This window comes from Peribacillus sp. FSL H8-0477, from assembly GCF_038002765.1.
Classification (GTDB): domain Bacteria; phylum Bacillota; class Bacilli; order Bacillales; family DSM-1321; genus Peribacillus.
Window position 1 is genome coordinate 793462 of the sequence record NZ_JBBODE010000001.1, and the last position, 12984, is coordinate 806445.

At 39.8% G+C, this 12984-nt stretch carries 16 protein-coding genes and 1 pseudogene; 3 read left to right on the forward strand and 14 right to left on the reverse strand.

Annotated features, from left to right (window positions below):
* The 5 genes and pseudogenes from MHI18_RS04085 to MHI18_RS22120 form a co-directional block, all read right to left on the reverse strand.
* Window positions 1–678 (reverse strand): 3-oxoacid CoA-transferase subunit B, encoded by a 678-nt coding sequence (locus tag MHI18_RS04085; RefSeq protein WP_340846137.1) that lies wholly within the window; start codon window positions 676–678, stop codon window positions 1–3.
* Entirely contained in the window at window positions 657–1352 is a 696-nt protein-coding gene (locus MHI18_RS04090; protein ID WP_340846138.1) for a CoA transferase subunit A, read from the reverse strand. The genes MHI18_RS04085 and MHI18_RS04090 overlap by 22 nt, the downstream gene beginning before the upstream one ends.
* Before the next feature lie 13 nt (window positions 1353–1365).
* Window positions 1366–2706: an aspartate aminotransferase family protein gene (locus MHI18_RS04095; RefSeq protein ID WP_340846139.1), complete on the reverse strand. Its 1341-nt coding sequence runs from the start codon at window positions 2704–2706 to the stop codon at window positions 1366–1368.
* 264 nt (window positions 2707–2970) lie between these two features.
* Window positions 2971–3942 carry a S66 family peptidase gene (locus tag MHI18_RS04100; RefSeq protein WP_340846140.1) on the reverse strand — a complete coding sequence of 324 codons (972 nt, stop codon included), beginning with the start codon at window positions 3940–3942 and terminating at the stop codon, window positions 2971–2973.
* A 160-nt stretch (window positions 3943–4102) separates the two neighbouring features.
* Window positions 4103–4186: pseudogene (locus tag MHI18_RS22120) on the reverse strand (YjcZ family sporulation protein); the annotation flags it as partial.
* Window positions 4187–4490: 304 nt separating this feature from the next.
* Here MHI18_RS22120 and MHI18_RS04110 point away from each other — a divergent pair.
* Window positions 4491–5591 (forward strand): GDSL-type esterase/lipase family protein, encoded by a 1101-nt coding sequence (locus MHI18_RS04110; RefSeq protein WP_340846142.1) that lies wholly within the window; start codon window positions 4491–4493, stop codon window positions 5589–5591.
* A 35-nt stretch (window positions 5592–5626) separates the two neighbouring features.
* Here the strand turns inward: MHI18_RS04110 and msrB are convergent, their stop codons facing one another.
* Window positions 5627–6055: a peptide-methionine (R)-S-oxide reductase MsrB gene (gene msrB, locus MHI18_RS04115; RefSeq protein ID WP_340846143.1), complete on the reverse strand. Its 429-nt coding sequence runs from the start codon at window positions 6053–6055 to the stop codon at window positions 5627–5629.
* A 1-nt stretch (window position 6056) separates the two neighbouring features.
* On the reverse strand, window positions 6057–6584 hold the full coding sequence (gene msrA / locus MHI18_RS04120) for a peptide-methionine (S)-S-oxide reductase MsrA (RefSeq protein ID WP_340846144.1): 528 nt from the start codon (window positions 6582–6584) through the stop codon (window positions 6057–6059).
* A gap of 182 nt (window positions 6585–6766) precedes the next feature.
* Here msrA and MHI18_RS04125 point away from each other — a divergent pair, with 182 nt between their 5' ends.
* A complete protein-coding gene (locus tag MHI18_RS04125; protein WP_340846145.1) occupies window positions 6767–7522 on the forward strand; it encodes a DUF4397 domain-containing protein in 756 nt (251 codons plus the stop codon).
* A 118-nt stretch (window positions 7523–7640) separates the two neighbouring features.
* Here the strand turns inward: MHI18_RS04125 and MHI18_RS04130 are convergent, their stop codons facing one another.
* From MHI18_RS04130 to MHI18_RS04140, 3 genes are all read right to left on the reverse strand, one after another.
* Window positions 7641–8219 (reverse strand): YpmS family protein, encoded by a 579-nt coding sequence (locus tag MHI18_RS04130; protein ID WP_340846146.1) that lies wholly within the window; start codon window positions 8217–8219, stop codon window positions 7641–7643.
* On the reverse strand, window positions 8209–9054 hold the full coding sequence (locus MHI18_RS04135; protein ID WP_340846147.1) for an SGNH/GDSL hydrolase family protein: 846 nt from the start codon (window positions 9052–9054) through the stop codon (window positions 8209–8211). The genes MHI18_RS04130 and MHI18_RS04135 overlap by 11 nt, the downstream gene beginning before the upstream one ends.
* Window positions 9055–9171: 117 nt before the next feature.
* Complete coding sequence (locus MHI18_RS04140; protein ID WP_340846148.1) at window positions 9172–9753, reverse strand: SCO family protein; 582 nt, start codon at window positions 9751–9753, stop codon at window positions 9172–9174.
* Window positions 9754–9922: 169 nt separating this feature from the next.
* Here MHI18_RS04140 and MHI18_RS04145 point away from each other — a divergent pair, with 169 nt between their 5' ends.
* A complete protein-coding gene (locus MHI18_RS04145; RefSeq protein ID WP_340846149.1) occupies window positions 9923–10420 on the forward strand; it encodes a PCYCGC motif-containing (lipo)protein in 498 nt (165 codons plus the stop codon).
* A gap of 46 nt (window positions 10421–10466) precedes the next feature.
* On the opposite strand, the gene MHI18_RS04150 is transcribed toward MHI18_RS04145, so the two are convergent.
* The 4 genes from MHI18_RS04150 to tatA form a co-directional block, all read right to left on the reverse strand.
* Complete coding sequence (locus tag MHI18_RS04150; RefSeq protein WP_340846150.1) at window positions 10467–11309, reverse strand: DegV family protein; 843 nt, start codon at window positions 11307–11309, stop codon at window positions 10467–10469.
* A 199-nt stretch (window positions 11310–11508) separates the two neighbouring features.
* Window positions 11509–11757, reverse strand: coding sequence for a DUF2535 family protein (locus tag MHI18_RS04155; protein ID WP_340846151.1), 249 nt, complete (start codon window positions 11755–11757; stop codon window positions 11509–11511).
* A 98-nt stretch (window positions 11758–11855) separates the two neighbouring features.
* On the reverse strand, window positions 11856–12599 hold the full coding sequence (gene tatC / locus MHI18_RS04160; protein WP_340847565.1) for a twin-arginine translocase subunit TatC: 744 nt from the start codon (window positions 12597–12599) through the stop codon (window positions 11856–11858).
* Between the two features lie 87 nt (window positions 12600–12686).
* The gene (tatA, locus tag MHI18_RS04165) at window positions 12687–12878 is read right to left on the reverse strand and encodes a twin-arginine translocase TatA/TatE family subunit (RefSeq protein ID WP_340846152.1); all 192 of its coding nucleotides are present in this window, start codon (window positions 12876–12878) and stop codon (window positions 12687–12689) included.
* Window positions 12879–12984 lie beyond the last annotated feature (106 nt).

Consider the following 12984-nt stretch of genomic DNA (forward strand, 5'->3'; position numbering starts at 1 on the left):
TTATCCCTCCCCCTGCTTCTTTATATAGCGCAGATTTTCACTAATGGAAAATGATGCATCTGTATTTTCTCGGATATCGATTAATGTGTAGGGTGCAAACAAATCCGTCAAAAGTAACCCCTCTGCAGTGACTGTAAAGACAGCTTGTTCCGTAATGACCGTATGTACGCATTTTCTCGCTGTCAGCGGAAGTGAGCATTCTTTTACAAGCTTAGGCGCACCTGACTTTTCCAAATGATTCATTAAAACAATTACTTTTTTAGCTCTAGCCGCAAGCTCCATGGCCCCGCCCATTCCAGGCACTCTTTTGCCTGGGACAATCCAATTAGCCAAATCTCCTTCCCCGCTGACCTGCAAAGCACCTAAAATGGTTACATCAATTAAACCGGAGCGAATAATTCCAAATGCCGCAGCACTGTCACAATACGAAGCACCGCCTCTAATAGTGACCGGATAACCTCCTGCATTGCATAAATGAGCATCTTCCTCGCCGGCTTCAGGTGTAGAGCCAATCCCAATAATGCCGTTTTCTGAATGAAACATCACTTGATGATGGTCAGGCAGATGATTGGGAACAAGCGAGGGTATCCCTATTCCAAGGTTCACCAGCATGCCATCTTTAATTTCCTCAGCTGCACGCTTCGCCATTTTATCCCTTATCTCGGTTCCCAAACCCATTTCCAGTTCACCCCCTCCGACTGAACTACATAATCCACAAATACACCGCTCGTAATGATGGCTTCAGGATCCAGTTCCCCAACTGGAACAATTTCTTTTGCTTCAACGACAGTAATTTTACCTGCCATCGCAACTAATGGATTCGTATTTCGAGCACTTTTGTCATAAATTAAATTACCAAACTCATCCGCTTTTTCGGCATAAACGATTGCAATATCTGCCGTCAATGCCGGTTCTATTAAGTATTCGCTGCCACTAACAGTAACCCGCTGTTTATTCCGTTTGACAATGTCCTCATCTAGTCCGATATCACATAGAACTCCGCCGAGTCCCATTCCCCCTGCCCGAATGCGTTCAATCAACGTACCTTGAGGGGAGAATTCGATTTCTAATTCTCCGTTAGACATGAACGTTCCGGCGTTCGGATTAGACCCAATATGAGAGACAATTAGTTTTTTGGCTCGTCTATTGGAGACAAGTTTCCCAATGCCGATATCGGGAAACCCCGTGTCATTTCCTATCAAAAGTAAGTCACGACTACCCGCTTTCATGAGTACATCTACCAGTCCGCTCGGTGTTCCAATACCGCCGAATCCACCAAACATAATACTTTGTTCATCCTGAAACAATGGCAAAATATCATCAAAACTGCACACTTTACTTAATACAGCCAAATTATTACCTCCTCTATCCTAACCCGGCAGTATCTTTAAAGGCCTGTAACGTCTTTCTCCACCTATGTCCCAATTCTATGAGTTCAGCTGGGCGTATTGTAAGCGGGGGAGCGATGATAACGGCTGCTCCTGTAATGCCTTCTTCCCCAGCCGCAGCGGGATAAACGATTAACCCATGTTCCATCCCTTGTTTAATGATCTTATTGGTTACATCCATTTGAATGGGAAACGGCCTCTTCGTTTTTTTATCCATGACAAATTCTATTCCATAAAGCATTCCTTTTCCGCGAACATCGCCAATAAATGAAAATTCCTCTCCAATCTTACTCAATACATTCCCGAGAACTTTCCCTGTTTTCTCCGCTTTTTCAACCAGGTCATTTGTATCGAGATAGTCGAGCACCGCTAGTGACACGGCACAGGATAACGGATTTGCACTAAAGGTATGACCCCCCATAATGGATTTCGATCCATTCATAATCGGCTCAAGGACTTTTTCTGTCACAATTGCTGCTGCGATAGGAGAATACCCGCCGCTCATCCCTTTACCAAGCGTAACAATGTCAGGCTCTACACCCCAATGTTCTGAAGCAAGTACTTTTCCAGTCCTCCCCATTCCCGTCATCACCTCATCAGCAATGAAAAGAATGTCATATTTTTCACATATCTGTTTTAACTTTTGAAAGTACCCATCCGGTGGAACAATAGCTGCACCAGCTGCACCAATGACAGGCTCGGCTATAAACGCAGCAATGTTGTCAGCACCAATTCGGAGAATAGACACCTCTAATTCATTCGCACAAGCAAGCCCGCAAGTACCAGGTTCTAACCGCAGCGGACACCGATAACAATAGGGAGCTGGTATCGAAGGATACGATTCAAGAAGAGAGGTAAATCGCTCTCGGCGGAGTGGATGACCAGACATTGATAACGCACCTAGTGTGATGCCATGATAGCTCATCCATCTCGAGATGATTCGATTTTTTCTTGGCTGCCCTTTTTCCTGCCAATACTGAATCGCAATTTTCAATGCTGTCTCAGTCGCTTCCGATCCACTATTGACAAAGAAGCTCCATTGCAGATTGCCCTTAATTAGCTGAGCTAGTTTATCTGCAAGCTTTTCTGCCGCATCACTTGTGAATTGTGATCGATATACAAAAGAGACCTTCTCTGCCTGTTCAAGCATTGCTTGATTAATTTCTTCCACACCATGGCCGATGTTTGCTGTGACAGCCCCAGAAGATGCATCTAGATAGTCCTTACCGTCTTTGTCATATAAAAAAACGCCTTTCCCATGACTGATGACAGGATACACCGCACTCAGAACCGGTTTAATTAATGATGTGGAATTCACGTTACGCTCCAGCTCCCTTCAAAACATCCATTCTAGTAAAGTGTATGTGCCTTATAGAAGAATCTTTCATCTAAAACACTTAATATACGAATAAAATACTTCTACTGTATTCATAACGTCGTTATTCTTTCATTTATAGAAACAAACAAAATAAAAAAATACCCTATCAGTTTTGAAAGGGTATTATATGGTCCTTCGTAAATTCCTGAAAACCACTCAGAACAAAACAAAACCATCTTCCTGATGCAGAAGATGGTTTGTGTATTACAGCACGTTTATAGTTGCCTTGCCATGAAAAGCTTCAATAATTGCCCTTCCGCCAATTGGGATCGTCGCAAATGGTGATACATGTCCAAAATTAGCATTGGTAATCACGGGAATCCCCTGTAATTCTCGTTTTGTGGAAATAATTTGTTGTAATGCATATTCAGTCATCCCAGATTCCTTTTGAAAGCGTCCAATGACGACCGCTTTTATACCACGTGCACCGGGTTGATGCAGAAGAGATTGTAAATCGCGGTCAAAGGTAAATGGATGAATTTCATTATCATCCTCAATAAATAGAATACTATTATCAAGCGAAGGCATGAATTCAGTACCTTGTAATAGATTCATTGTACATAGATTACCGCCAATGATTGTCCCCTCAGCACGTCCTTCCTGTAGAACACCATAGCCATTATTAACATGAAATGTACGGTTTTCTTGATCCAGGTACCAGGAATCGTCACTCCATGTTTCACTAGGTTCAATGAGATACTCATTTTCTGTCATCGCTGCTTGTTTAAAAGAATTTAACGTATATTCAAAACCTGATTTCATTCCGAATGAAGAAAAATGCGGTCCAGAATAGGTTATTAATCCCGTTTTTTGATAAATCGCGAGTGTGATTGCCGTAATATCACTGTAACCGATTAGGAGCTTGGGATTATTTTTAATTAATTCATAATCAAGATAACCCAATAATTGATTGGCATTGTACCCTCCAATTGCGGTAAATATCGCTTTGACATTTTGATCAGCGAATGCTTCATGAATGTCAGCAATCCGATCTTCCACTGAATTGGAGAAAAAATCATCATGCTCCATTGCTGTTCTTCCATACGTAACGACAAAGCCTAGCTCTGTTAAACGTTCTTCTGCAATCCGCCTTTGCTCCCCCTTAACAATGGCTAAACTTCGTGATGGTGCAAGTACACGAATCTCATCTCCAGCTTTCAATCTTTCAGGCAGCATGTCTCTCCAGCTCCAATTTCTATATGTATTTTTACCATTCCACTATTTCCAAGTTTAGGTTATTATAGCAGAAATCAAGCAGTCAAAAAAGACACACAGATGTGATTTTTTAAAAGAAATAAAGCCAGCACATAGTAAATGGCTGGCCTTAAACCTACTATTAGTTACAGAATGAAGCACCAATGATGATTAAAAGAATGAACAATACAACGATTAAAGCAAAGCCGCCGCCGAAGCCGCCGCCGCCGTATCCGTAGCCACCGCCACAGCCGCCGCCGTATCCTCCGCCGTAACCTCCGCCGTATCCGCCGCCATATCCTCCGTACATATACTTCCACTCCTTTGTTAATATCTCACTACATCCTTACCATATGTAAACACGCCTGCATCGGACTGTGCATTCGCCCATTTTTGTAATAAGAAAAATATGCACCTCTTTAGCTAGGTAGATATTACCAAAGAACTTAATGATAAAAGTACATGTTTACATATACCTATTTTCCTTTTTAAGGTTATAATAGATGGAATAATATGTTGGGGGAAAAATGTTGCCTAAAAGAAAAAGATTACTGCCGCTCGTCTCTTTTGTCATGCTCGTATTTTTATTTAGCTTATTTCTGTTTCAAGATATGGTTGAAACATATGGTTCCAATGGAAATAAGACTGGATACGAGAAACTGCTTAACGGTAAGCCTATACGCTATTTAATTATTGGAGACAGTATTGGACGTAGTTCAGGGGCAGAAACTCCTCAACAAACATGGTTTACCATGCTTGAAAAGAAAATCAAATCGACATATGGTTCTTCTAGTAAACGTGATAAAATCGTCCAAAGTGGTTCAACTGCTTTTGAAGGTTTTTATAAATTCTCAATAAGTGATACCTCTCCTAATCAAGACTTCGTTTTCATTGTTTTTGGTGAAAATGATCGAAAATATATGTCAGCTGATCAGTTTAAGCAGCAATATGAAGGGTTAATCCGACACGTTAAAAAAACCTTTCCACGAGCTGATATCGTTACCATAACGGAAAGCTCTTTGAAAAACGACCAGTTTGCACAAGTAATAAACGTACTTTCCGCTCATTATCACACAACCCATATCGATATGAGACCTATTTTCGCTAATTCAGGCCAAACGGAAAAACAGTTAACTAAAGACGGGATTCATCCAAATAGCGCTGGGTATCAGCTCTATACAGATTCCATTTTTAAAGCGTTAGAAAAAAATGCATCTGTTAATAAACAGATTTCCAAACTGCCAAGTCCGTTAGGCCAGGATGTTGATTTCTCATTCAAAACAGTGGAAAATCCTGACGTCATTGACGGCTTTTTCAAGCATGGGAGCTATTTACAAGGTGAAAAAAAAGCCACTTCCGTGACCTATCACTTTACAGGGACAATGCTTGGTCTACAGGTGCTGCGCAGCCCTGATGGGGGTGAAATCACTGTATTTATCGATGGTAAAAAGACCGCAGAGCTTAGTACGTGGTGGCCGTTTGCCCGAGAACGATTTATATATGTGGCCAGCTCCCTTTCTGAAGGTCCGCATACCGTACGTTTTGAGGTCTCAGGAACACGGTCAGGGTTTAATGAAAGTAATCAATCCGTGGTACGTATTGCTGCCATAATTACAAATAAAAATCCCTGACATATACTTGTCAGGGATTTTCTTTGTACATCTATTTACATAAAGTACTTTTTATACGCACTGTAGCCTTCTTTTTCAAGGTCAGCAACTGGTACAAAACGAATGGCTGCTGAATTAATGCAATATCGCAAGCCGCTCGGACCCGGCCCATCATTGAACACGTGACCTAAATGTGAATCAGCCGTTTTGCTGCGTACCTCTATCCGGCGCATTCCATAGCTTGTATCGCTTTTTTCGATAACCTCTTCGTCTTCAATTGGCTTCGTAAAACTCGGCCATCCGCAGGACGAATCAAATTTATCCTTAGAGGTAAACAGTGGATTGCCGGAAACAATATCTACATAGATTCCTTCACCCTTATGATTCCAGTATTCATTTCTGAAGGCCGGCTCTGTTCCATTATTCTGAGTTACTTCGTATTGGATAGGTGTTAACTTCTGCTTTAAATTATCTTTATCAGTCATTTCATTTCCCCCAATGTCTTTCAATATAGCCCGCTCTGCCTGAACCGATTCGATACGCATTATAATGAGCTGGTTGTTTTTTATAATAATCCTGATGATAGGTTTCTGCTGGATAAAAGACTGAAGCCGGCAAAATAGGTGTAACAATCGATTTTGAGAAACGTCCGCTTTGACTCAATTTTTCCTTAGAAGCCTCAGCCGTTTGTTTTTGTTGTTCAGAGTGATAAAAGATGGCTGTTTGATACGAACTTCCTCGATCCCCAAATTGTCCCCCCTCGTCAGTTGGATCAATCTGCTGCCAAAATAAGTCCACTAGCTTTTCATAGGGAAATACCTCTGGATTATACGTAATTTGTACGGCCTCATAATGGCCAGTTCGATCACTGCAAACTTCTTCATAAGTTGGGTTTTCAGTGGAACCGCCTGTATATCCTGAGTAAACAGCTTCTATTCCTGGCTGTTCATGAAAAGGCTTCACCATACACCAAAAACAGCCGCCCGCAAAGGTTGCTTTTTCTAAATTTGGCAAGAATCTTCATCCTCCATTCCTATTCCCAGCCAATTCTGGCTTTTAAAGCATTTTAACGCTTTTTTACCTGCGTGTAAAATAATCTGCCGTTCCGCTTCTGAGAAAGGCTTCTCTTTGTTCACAACTTTGGAAAGTTGGGCATATGCTGGGTACGAAAAGATGGAAAGATAGGAGCGAGAGTAATGCCGAATAGAAATATGGATGAGTACCTTCATAAAGCTGCCAAATACGATACGCTTTCAAACTATTATAAATACAGTAATCCCAATCTGCATATTCAATATTATTACAAACATTTAGAAAACATCGCTAAGGCTCTTGAACAAGACCGAGACCACATAATGCATAACCCAAACCAACCAGGGAATCTTCGGATTTTACATGCGGCTCCAAACGCAGGCAATGTTGATATTTATGTTAATGAAACAAAGATCTTCAGTAATTACCCTTACCAAAGACTAAGCGAATACTTGTCACTTCCCGCAGGCAAATATCAAGTGGACGTCTATCCTGCCGGTAATCAAACAAGTACGGTTCTAAGCCAACGAATCATGGTAGAGCCCCGTCAATCTGTTACGCTTGCGGTTACAGTGAAAGACAACAAATTCAAACTAGTATCCATACCAGATACCATTCAAGTACCTATGGGAGAAGCCGCACTGCGAATTGTTCACCTTTCACCAGATGCTCCTGAGATCGATATAGGCATAAAAGATGGTGCAGCTATTTTTAAAGAATTAGCTTATCGAAAAAACACAAACTATCTTGCCATCACCCCAACGACAGCAGATTTAGAAGTAAGAGCTGCTGGAACAAAACAAGTCGTTCTACCGCTTAAAAATATAGCATTCAAACCTGGTACACCGTATACAATCTACATTATTGGTCTTGCAAGCGGAGGGACTCCGAATCTCGAAGCTGTTATTACAAGTCCTTAATCCTATACCTAATTAACACCAGTTTTGTTCCCTTTACCCGGCTAAAACAAAAAAAAGAATGCCATCCTCTAGGACAGCATTCTTTTTTTGTTTATTAAACTATCGTCCCTTTATTCTCTTAGAGAGATGGGACAGAAAGAATAAAGGAGATATCATCATTTTCAAGATCAAATTTTTTGGCTTTTACTTTGATATCACTTTTGAGTTTCATATTTTGCAAGGACACATAGATTTGCTTTTGATTCGGTTGAATGGTAACCCAGTCAGGTGTTTTAAACTGTTTGTTAATAAAGTTCATGACATATGAAACTGGCAGTCCCATCTGTCCGAGACTAATTGTTTTTTGAACCAGTACAAGATCGCCATTTTTTTGAGCAATCGGTTCAAAGGTCAGTTTCAGCTCAACATCTCGCCCAAACATCTTTACCGTTCCGAATAACTCTACTTCATCTGTTAATAACACTTCATAATTTATAATACCTGTGAAGCCTTCCTTTTCCAGATACTGAGCAATCAGCAAATTAAGATCTTCTCGATTAGCATGGACCTGAAATTCGATATCTTCGTTCTCTACAAGTTTCTCTGAAATAGGTTCATCTTTTACAGGTAAACTAATTAGCAAGAATACGGTTATGATTCCGATAATATTCAAGGCAGCTAACGTGATAAATAATGTTTTCCATTTTCTAGTTGTCATCGTTCTCATCCCCTTTAGCGCCTGCAGCCAGCGCATCATACCCTAAAGACATGATATCTAAATTTCTGTAAATACGATCAGCAATCAATTGATACCCCAGGTCATTCGGGTGAAAGTAATCTCCTGTATATAATACTTCGGCTGTTGTACCCTTAAAAATATCACCGATATTCACATAATACGCCTCGTCATATTCGTTGACGATCCGTTCGCTGCTTTTATTCCAATCCTCCATAATCGTATCAAATTCACCAAAACCTGTGAACCATTGTGAAAATGGATTATAGACGCCTACTAGATATATATGTGTATCCTGATTATATAAACGAACTTTTTCAATGATTTGTTTTAATCTTAATTCATACCCTTTTCTGGCATCGTTAAACTGAGCCATCTTCAACTCAGAAAAATGGTTACGGACAACCTTCATAATATCATTGCCGCCTATGGTAATCACAACGGCATCCGCTTTTTCAATACTCCCTTTAATAGCGGTTGAATCCAACCGTTCCAAAAGCTGATCAGATCGATTTCCTTTTACACCGAAGTTATCCATCTTTACTGAGGTGATTGTCGGTTCGCTTTCAAGACTTTCTTTCAAATAAGGAAGATACCCGCCTGCATCTTTACTATCTCCAACTCCTGCTGTTAACGAATCTCCCACTGAAACGATTTCAACTGGATCAGGAAAGAATGTAACCGGAATGTTTTTCTTTTCACTTAATTCAAGCTGACTCTTTGGAACATTCTTCTCTGAATCTAATGCAAGCCGATTGTGTGAACAAGCTGAAATCAGAACTAAACTAACTAACAGACTGATGTATTTACTCTTCATCCTCTTCCACCACCCCTTATACTCCTATTATTATATCACGAAAAAACAATACGAACCGCCCATTAACACTGACTTTTCCCAACAAGGCAAACAAAAAAACAGACCCAAGGGCCTGTCCTAATAATTCTGTAAGATCTTAATGTGTTTAATGATCTCTTCGTATGGCACATCCTTCGCCCCTGAATAATCCTGAATGATGGTCCCCTCTTGATCCACCAAATAGAACGTAGTACCATGGATAACTTGATCTTCATTTTCTGGTTTTTTCACCAATGTTTTAAAATTATCCAAAGCAAATTTTTCTATTTCAGCTTGGCTGTATCCTGTGAGAAAATGCCAATTCGAAAGATCCGCATTCATCTTTGTTCCATAGTTTTTTAATACCTCAGGCTTATCCGTTTCAGGATCAACGGAAAAAGAAACGAATTCAACATCCTTAATCCCTTCATCCTTTAATTGCTGCTGAAGTTTAATTAAATTTGCCGTCATCGGCAGACAAATCGTAGTACAGTTTGTAAAAATAAAATCTGCAACCCATACTTTTCCTTTTAAATCCGATTTAGAGAATTCCTCCCCATTCTGATCAACGAAGCTAAAATCTTCCGTTTCCCAGTTATTCGCATTAGGAACTTCTTTTGAACCGCATGCCGACACCAGCAATGTCATCGCAAGTATCATGAGCATTGGGAGCTTTTTCATATTTTCCCCGCCTTTAATAGTCTATATTCTACTATACTTTCTCATTCTATCAGAGTGCTGCACCACAGGAAAGAACAATACAATTACGCTGCACATCTTGCTAATAATAAACAAACATGGCAGTAACTATGATACGATATATTTTCAACAAGTAAAAAGGAGAAAAAGCATGAACATTCAATCAACGATCATTACCAGTTTATTCACAATCTCCATTCTATTAAGCGGCTGTGGAACACAATCAAGCTCTGATTCTACAGATACTGACAGTCACTCTCACCACGCTGAAAATGGAGACCTGCAAGAAGAGACTGCATCCACTACTATACTACCTGCTTTTCTTGAAAAAAAAGATAAAGCAATTAAAACCATCTATGCAGAAGCCGGACAGCACAAACGTCTATTAGAAAACATGCCTTGTTATTGCGGCTGTGGAGAGTCAGCAGGTCATCTGAATAATTATGACTGCTTCGTCTTTGAAAACAAGAAAAATGGCCAGGTAGTCTGGGATGATCATGGCACCCGATGCGGTGTTTGTCTGCAAATTGCTGCTGATTCCATAGCCATGGAAAACGAAGGTATAACCGTTAAAGAGATTCGACAAGCTATCGATAAAAAATATGCTGACGGGTATGCAGATCCGACTCCCACTCCGATGCCAAAATAACGATCAAAAAGAACGTCCGGTTAAGAAACCGGACGTTCTTTTTGAATCAATCCCAATAATACATAATAGCAAAGGCGCCCTCACCTGTATGTGTACTGATTACAGGAGTGGTATCTTCTAGCAAAATCTCACCGAATCCAGATAATTCAGCAACTGCTTTCCTGACTTTATCGGCTATTTCAAATCCATTTACATGGACGATTCCGATTCCTTTAACTACCTTGCCGCTTGTATCTGCCGTGATCTTTTTCGCAATGTATTTCACAACTTGAGCCTGACTTCTTGCTTTTGATACGGGATTCAAGACACCTTCATCAAGGATAGCAATTGGCTTAATATTAAGAAGCGAACCAATAAAAGCTGATGCTTTTCCAATTCGGCCGCCCTTAACTAAGTTTTCCAACGTATCAATGACAATAATTAGGCCTGTCTGATTTCGGATCATCTCTAAACGTTCCAAAATTTCAGCAACGCTTTTTCCTGCCTCTGCCATTTTAGCAGCTTCTATAACCTGGAAGGATAATGCTTTTGAAATGAATTTAGAATCCACAACATGAACAGTTGCGTCTGACATGCTGGCAGCGCTCTCTGCAGATTGAACAGTACCGCTCATACCACCTGTCATGTGAATAGAAATGATTTCACTTCCATCCTGACCTAATCGATCGTAGACTTCCATGAAGACCCCAGCAGGGGGCTGCGAGCTTTTCGGGAGCTCTTTTGATTTTCTCATTTTTTGTAAAAATTCATCTTGTTCTATTTCTATTTTGTCTAAAAATACCTCGTCATTAATAGAAATTGATAAGGGTACCATTTCAACGTCATATTTTTCTAGTTCTTGAGGAGTCATATCAACCGTCGAGTCCGTGACTATTTTTACCTTGCCCACAATTTCACATCCTTATGATAACAATACACTATGTATTATACCTGTTCAGTAGGTCCATTCAAACAAAATGTTAGACAATTGTATGTATTTCGTGTCCATCTTAAAAAAAAGGCCATCGTTCCGTCCAACATAACGGAAAAAAGGAATCAAGATTGATACCTTTTTTCCATTATGAAGGAAAAAACCATGACGTTTCACCTTAAGCATTATGCTGCAGCTCATCTGCAAAGAGCTCTTTGTACTCAGGCCATCTCAATACAGATAACAAGTACTCCTTAAAGGAATAACAGACTTTATATTCTTTCTTCTTATAAATCTCATTCACAAACATTTCAAGACGAGCATTCACCATAAAGCAAGCGCAATTCTCGGATAGTAAAACTGGTATTTCTGTAATAGTCACCTTATGTCCAAGACAATTTCTGAACTCTAGGCTTTTGAACAGCACAGTATCAATCCTCATTTTCTCCCGATTACTCATTATTATACACAATCAAGGAGGACCATTACATGAAATCCGTAATAAAATTCAAAATTTATCGCTTACTATTCCCCAATAACCTCTTGTTCTGCCTTAGCTTCTCGCCTTTGTTTTCGTCTGAAAACAACTTTAGACAGCGATATACTGATTTCATATAGTAATAGCAACGGCACTGTAACAATAAAATCAGACATAAAGTCCGGTGGAGTAATCGTGATTGCTATAAGGACCAACACAAAGTAAGCGTATTTACGCAGTTTTTGCAGAACGAAGGGATTAATAATCCCTATAGATGTCAAGAACATGGTTACAACCGGCAATTCAAATAGAATGGCAAATGGCATCGTCATATTTAAGACAAACCCGAAATACTTTTCTGCAGTGAAGGTAGTCTCGAACATTCCCTCACCTAATTCGAGAAGAAAATCAAGAATCATCGGCAAGATAGCAAAATAGCCAAATGCAAGTCCGCCAAGAAACAGAAGGAACAAAGCAGGTATATAAGCTAGGGTTGCTTTCACTTCATTCTCCAAAAGTGCTGGTTTCACAAAAAGCCAAACCTGCATGGCCAGAAAGGGTATTGTGATTGCAATAGCTATAACGGTCGCCAGCATAAAATAAATCCAGATAATTTCACTAGGTCCAAGCACTAGTAATTTAACGTCTAGGTCTTTGACCAGCCATTTGTATATATCTTCTACATAAATAAAACCGATAATAAAAGATAGAAGAAAAATGGAAACTGTAATAATTAATCTCTTTCTGAGCTCCTCAAGATGTTCAATGAGGTTTAGATCTTTTTCTGCCACATTAATCACGCCTTTAATTAATCTACATTTCATACCATCCAGTAAAAAGGGTGTAAGATTAGTCATCTCACACCACATTATCTATAATTATTTTACTACGTCTTTCTTTTCATCCTTCACATCATCATCATCTTTAGTTAGTTCACGGGTAGACTTTTTGAATTCCTGTAAGGTTTGACCGAAGGCTCGTCCGATTTCAGGAAGTTTTTTTGGTCCAAAAATAATAAGTACCAAAACTAATAGAAGAATCAATCCTGGTATACCAATATTTGAAAACATTCATACATCCCCTTTGTTTCTTTTTAGCATATTCATCCAAAAAAAGAAGCAAAAGCCTGATGCTCCTGCTTCGTATCTATAATACTCTAACTCCAAGATGAATTCC

Coding starts and splice junctions, on each gene's coding strand:
- MHI18_RS04085 (WP_340846137.1), bottom strand. CDS start 678: ATGGGTTTGGGAACCGAGATAAGGGATAAAATGGCGAAGCGTGCAGCT.
- MHI18_RS04100 (WP_340846140.1), bottom strand. CDS start 3,942: ATGCTGCCTGAAAGATTGAAAGCTGGAGATGAGATTCGTGTACTTGCA.
- msrB (WP_340846143.1), bottom strand. CDS start 6,055: ATGACTGATAAAGATAATTTAAAGCAGAAGTTAACACCTATCCAATAC.
- MHI18_RS04125 (WP_340846145.1), top strand. CDS start 6,767: ATGCCGAATAGAAATATGGATGAGTACCTTCATAAAGCTGCCAAATAC.
- MHI18_RS04130 (WP_340846146.1), bottom strand. CDS start 8,219: ATGACAACTAGAAAATGGAAAACATTATTTATCACGTTAGCTGCCTTG.
- MHI18_RS04135 (WP_340846147.1), bottom strand. CDS start 9,054: ATGAAGAGTAAATACATCAGTCTGTTAGTTAGTTTAGTTCTGATTTCA.
- MHI18_RS04140 (WP_340846148.1), bottom strand. CDS start 9,753: ATGAAAAAGCTCCCAATGCTCATGATACTTGCGATGACATTGCTGGTG.
- MHI18_RS04145 (WP_340846149.1), top strand. CDS start 9,923: ATGAACATTCAATCAACGATCATTACCAGTTTATTCACAATCTCCATT.
- tatA (WP_340846152.1), bottom strand. CDS start 12,878: ATGTTTTCAAATATTGGTATACCAGGATTGATTCTTCTATTAGTTTTG.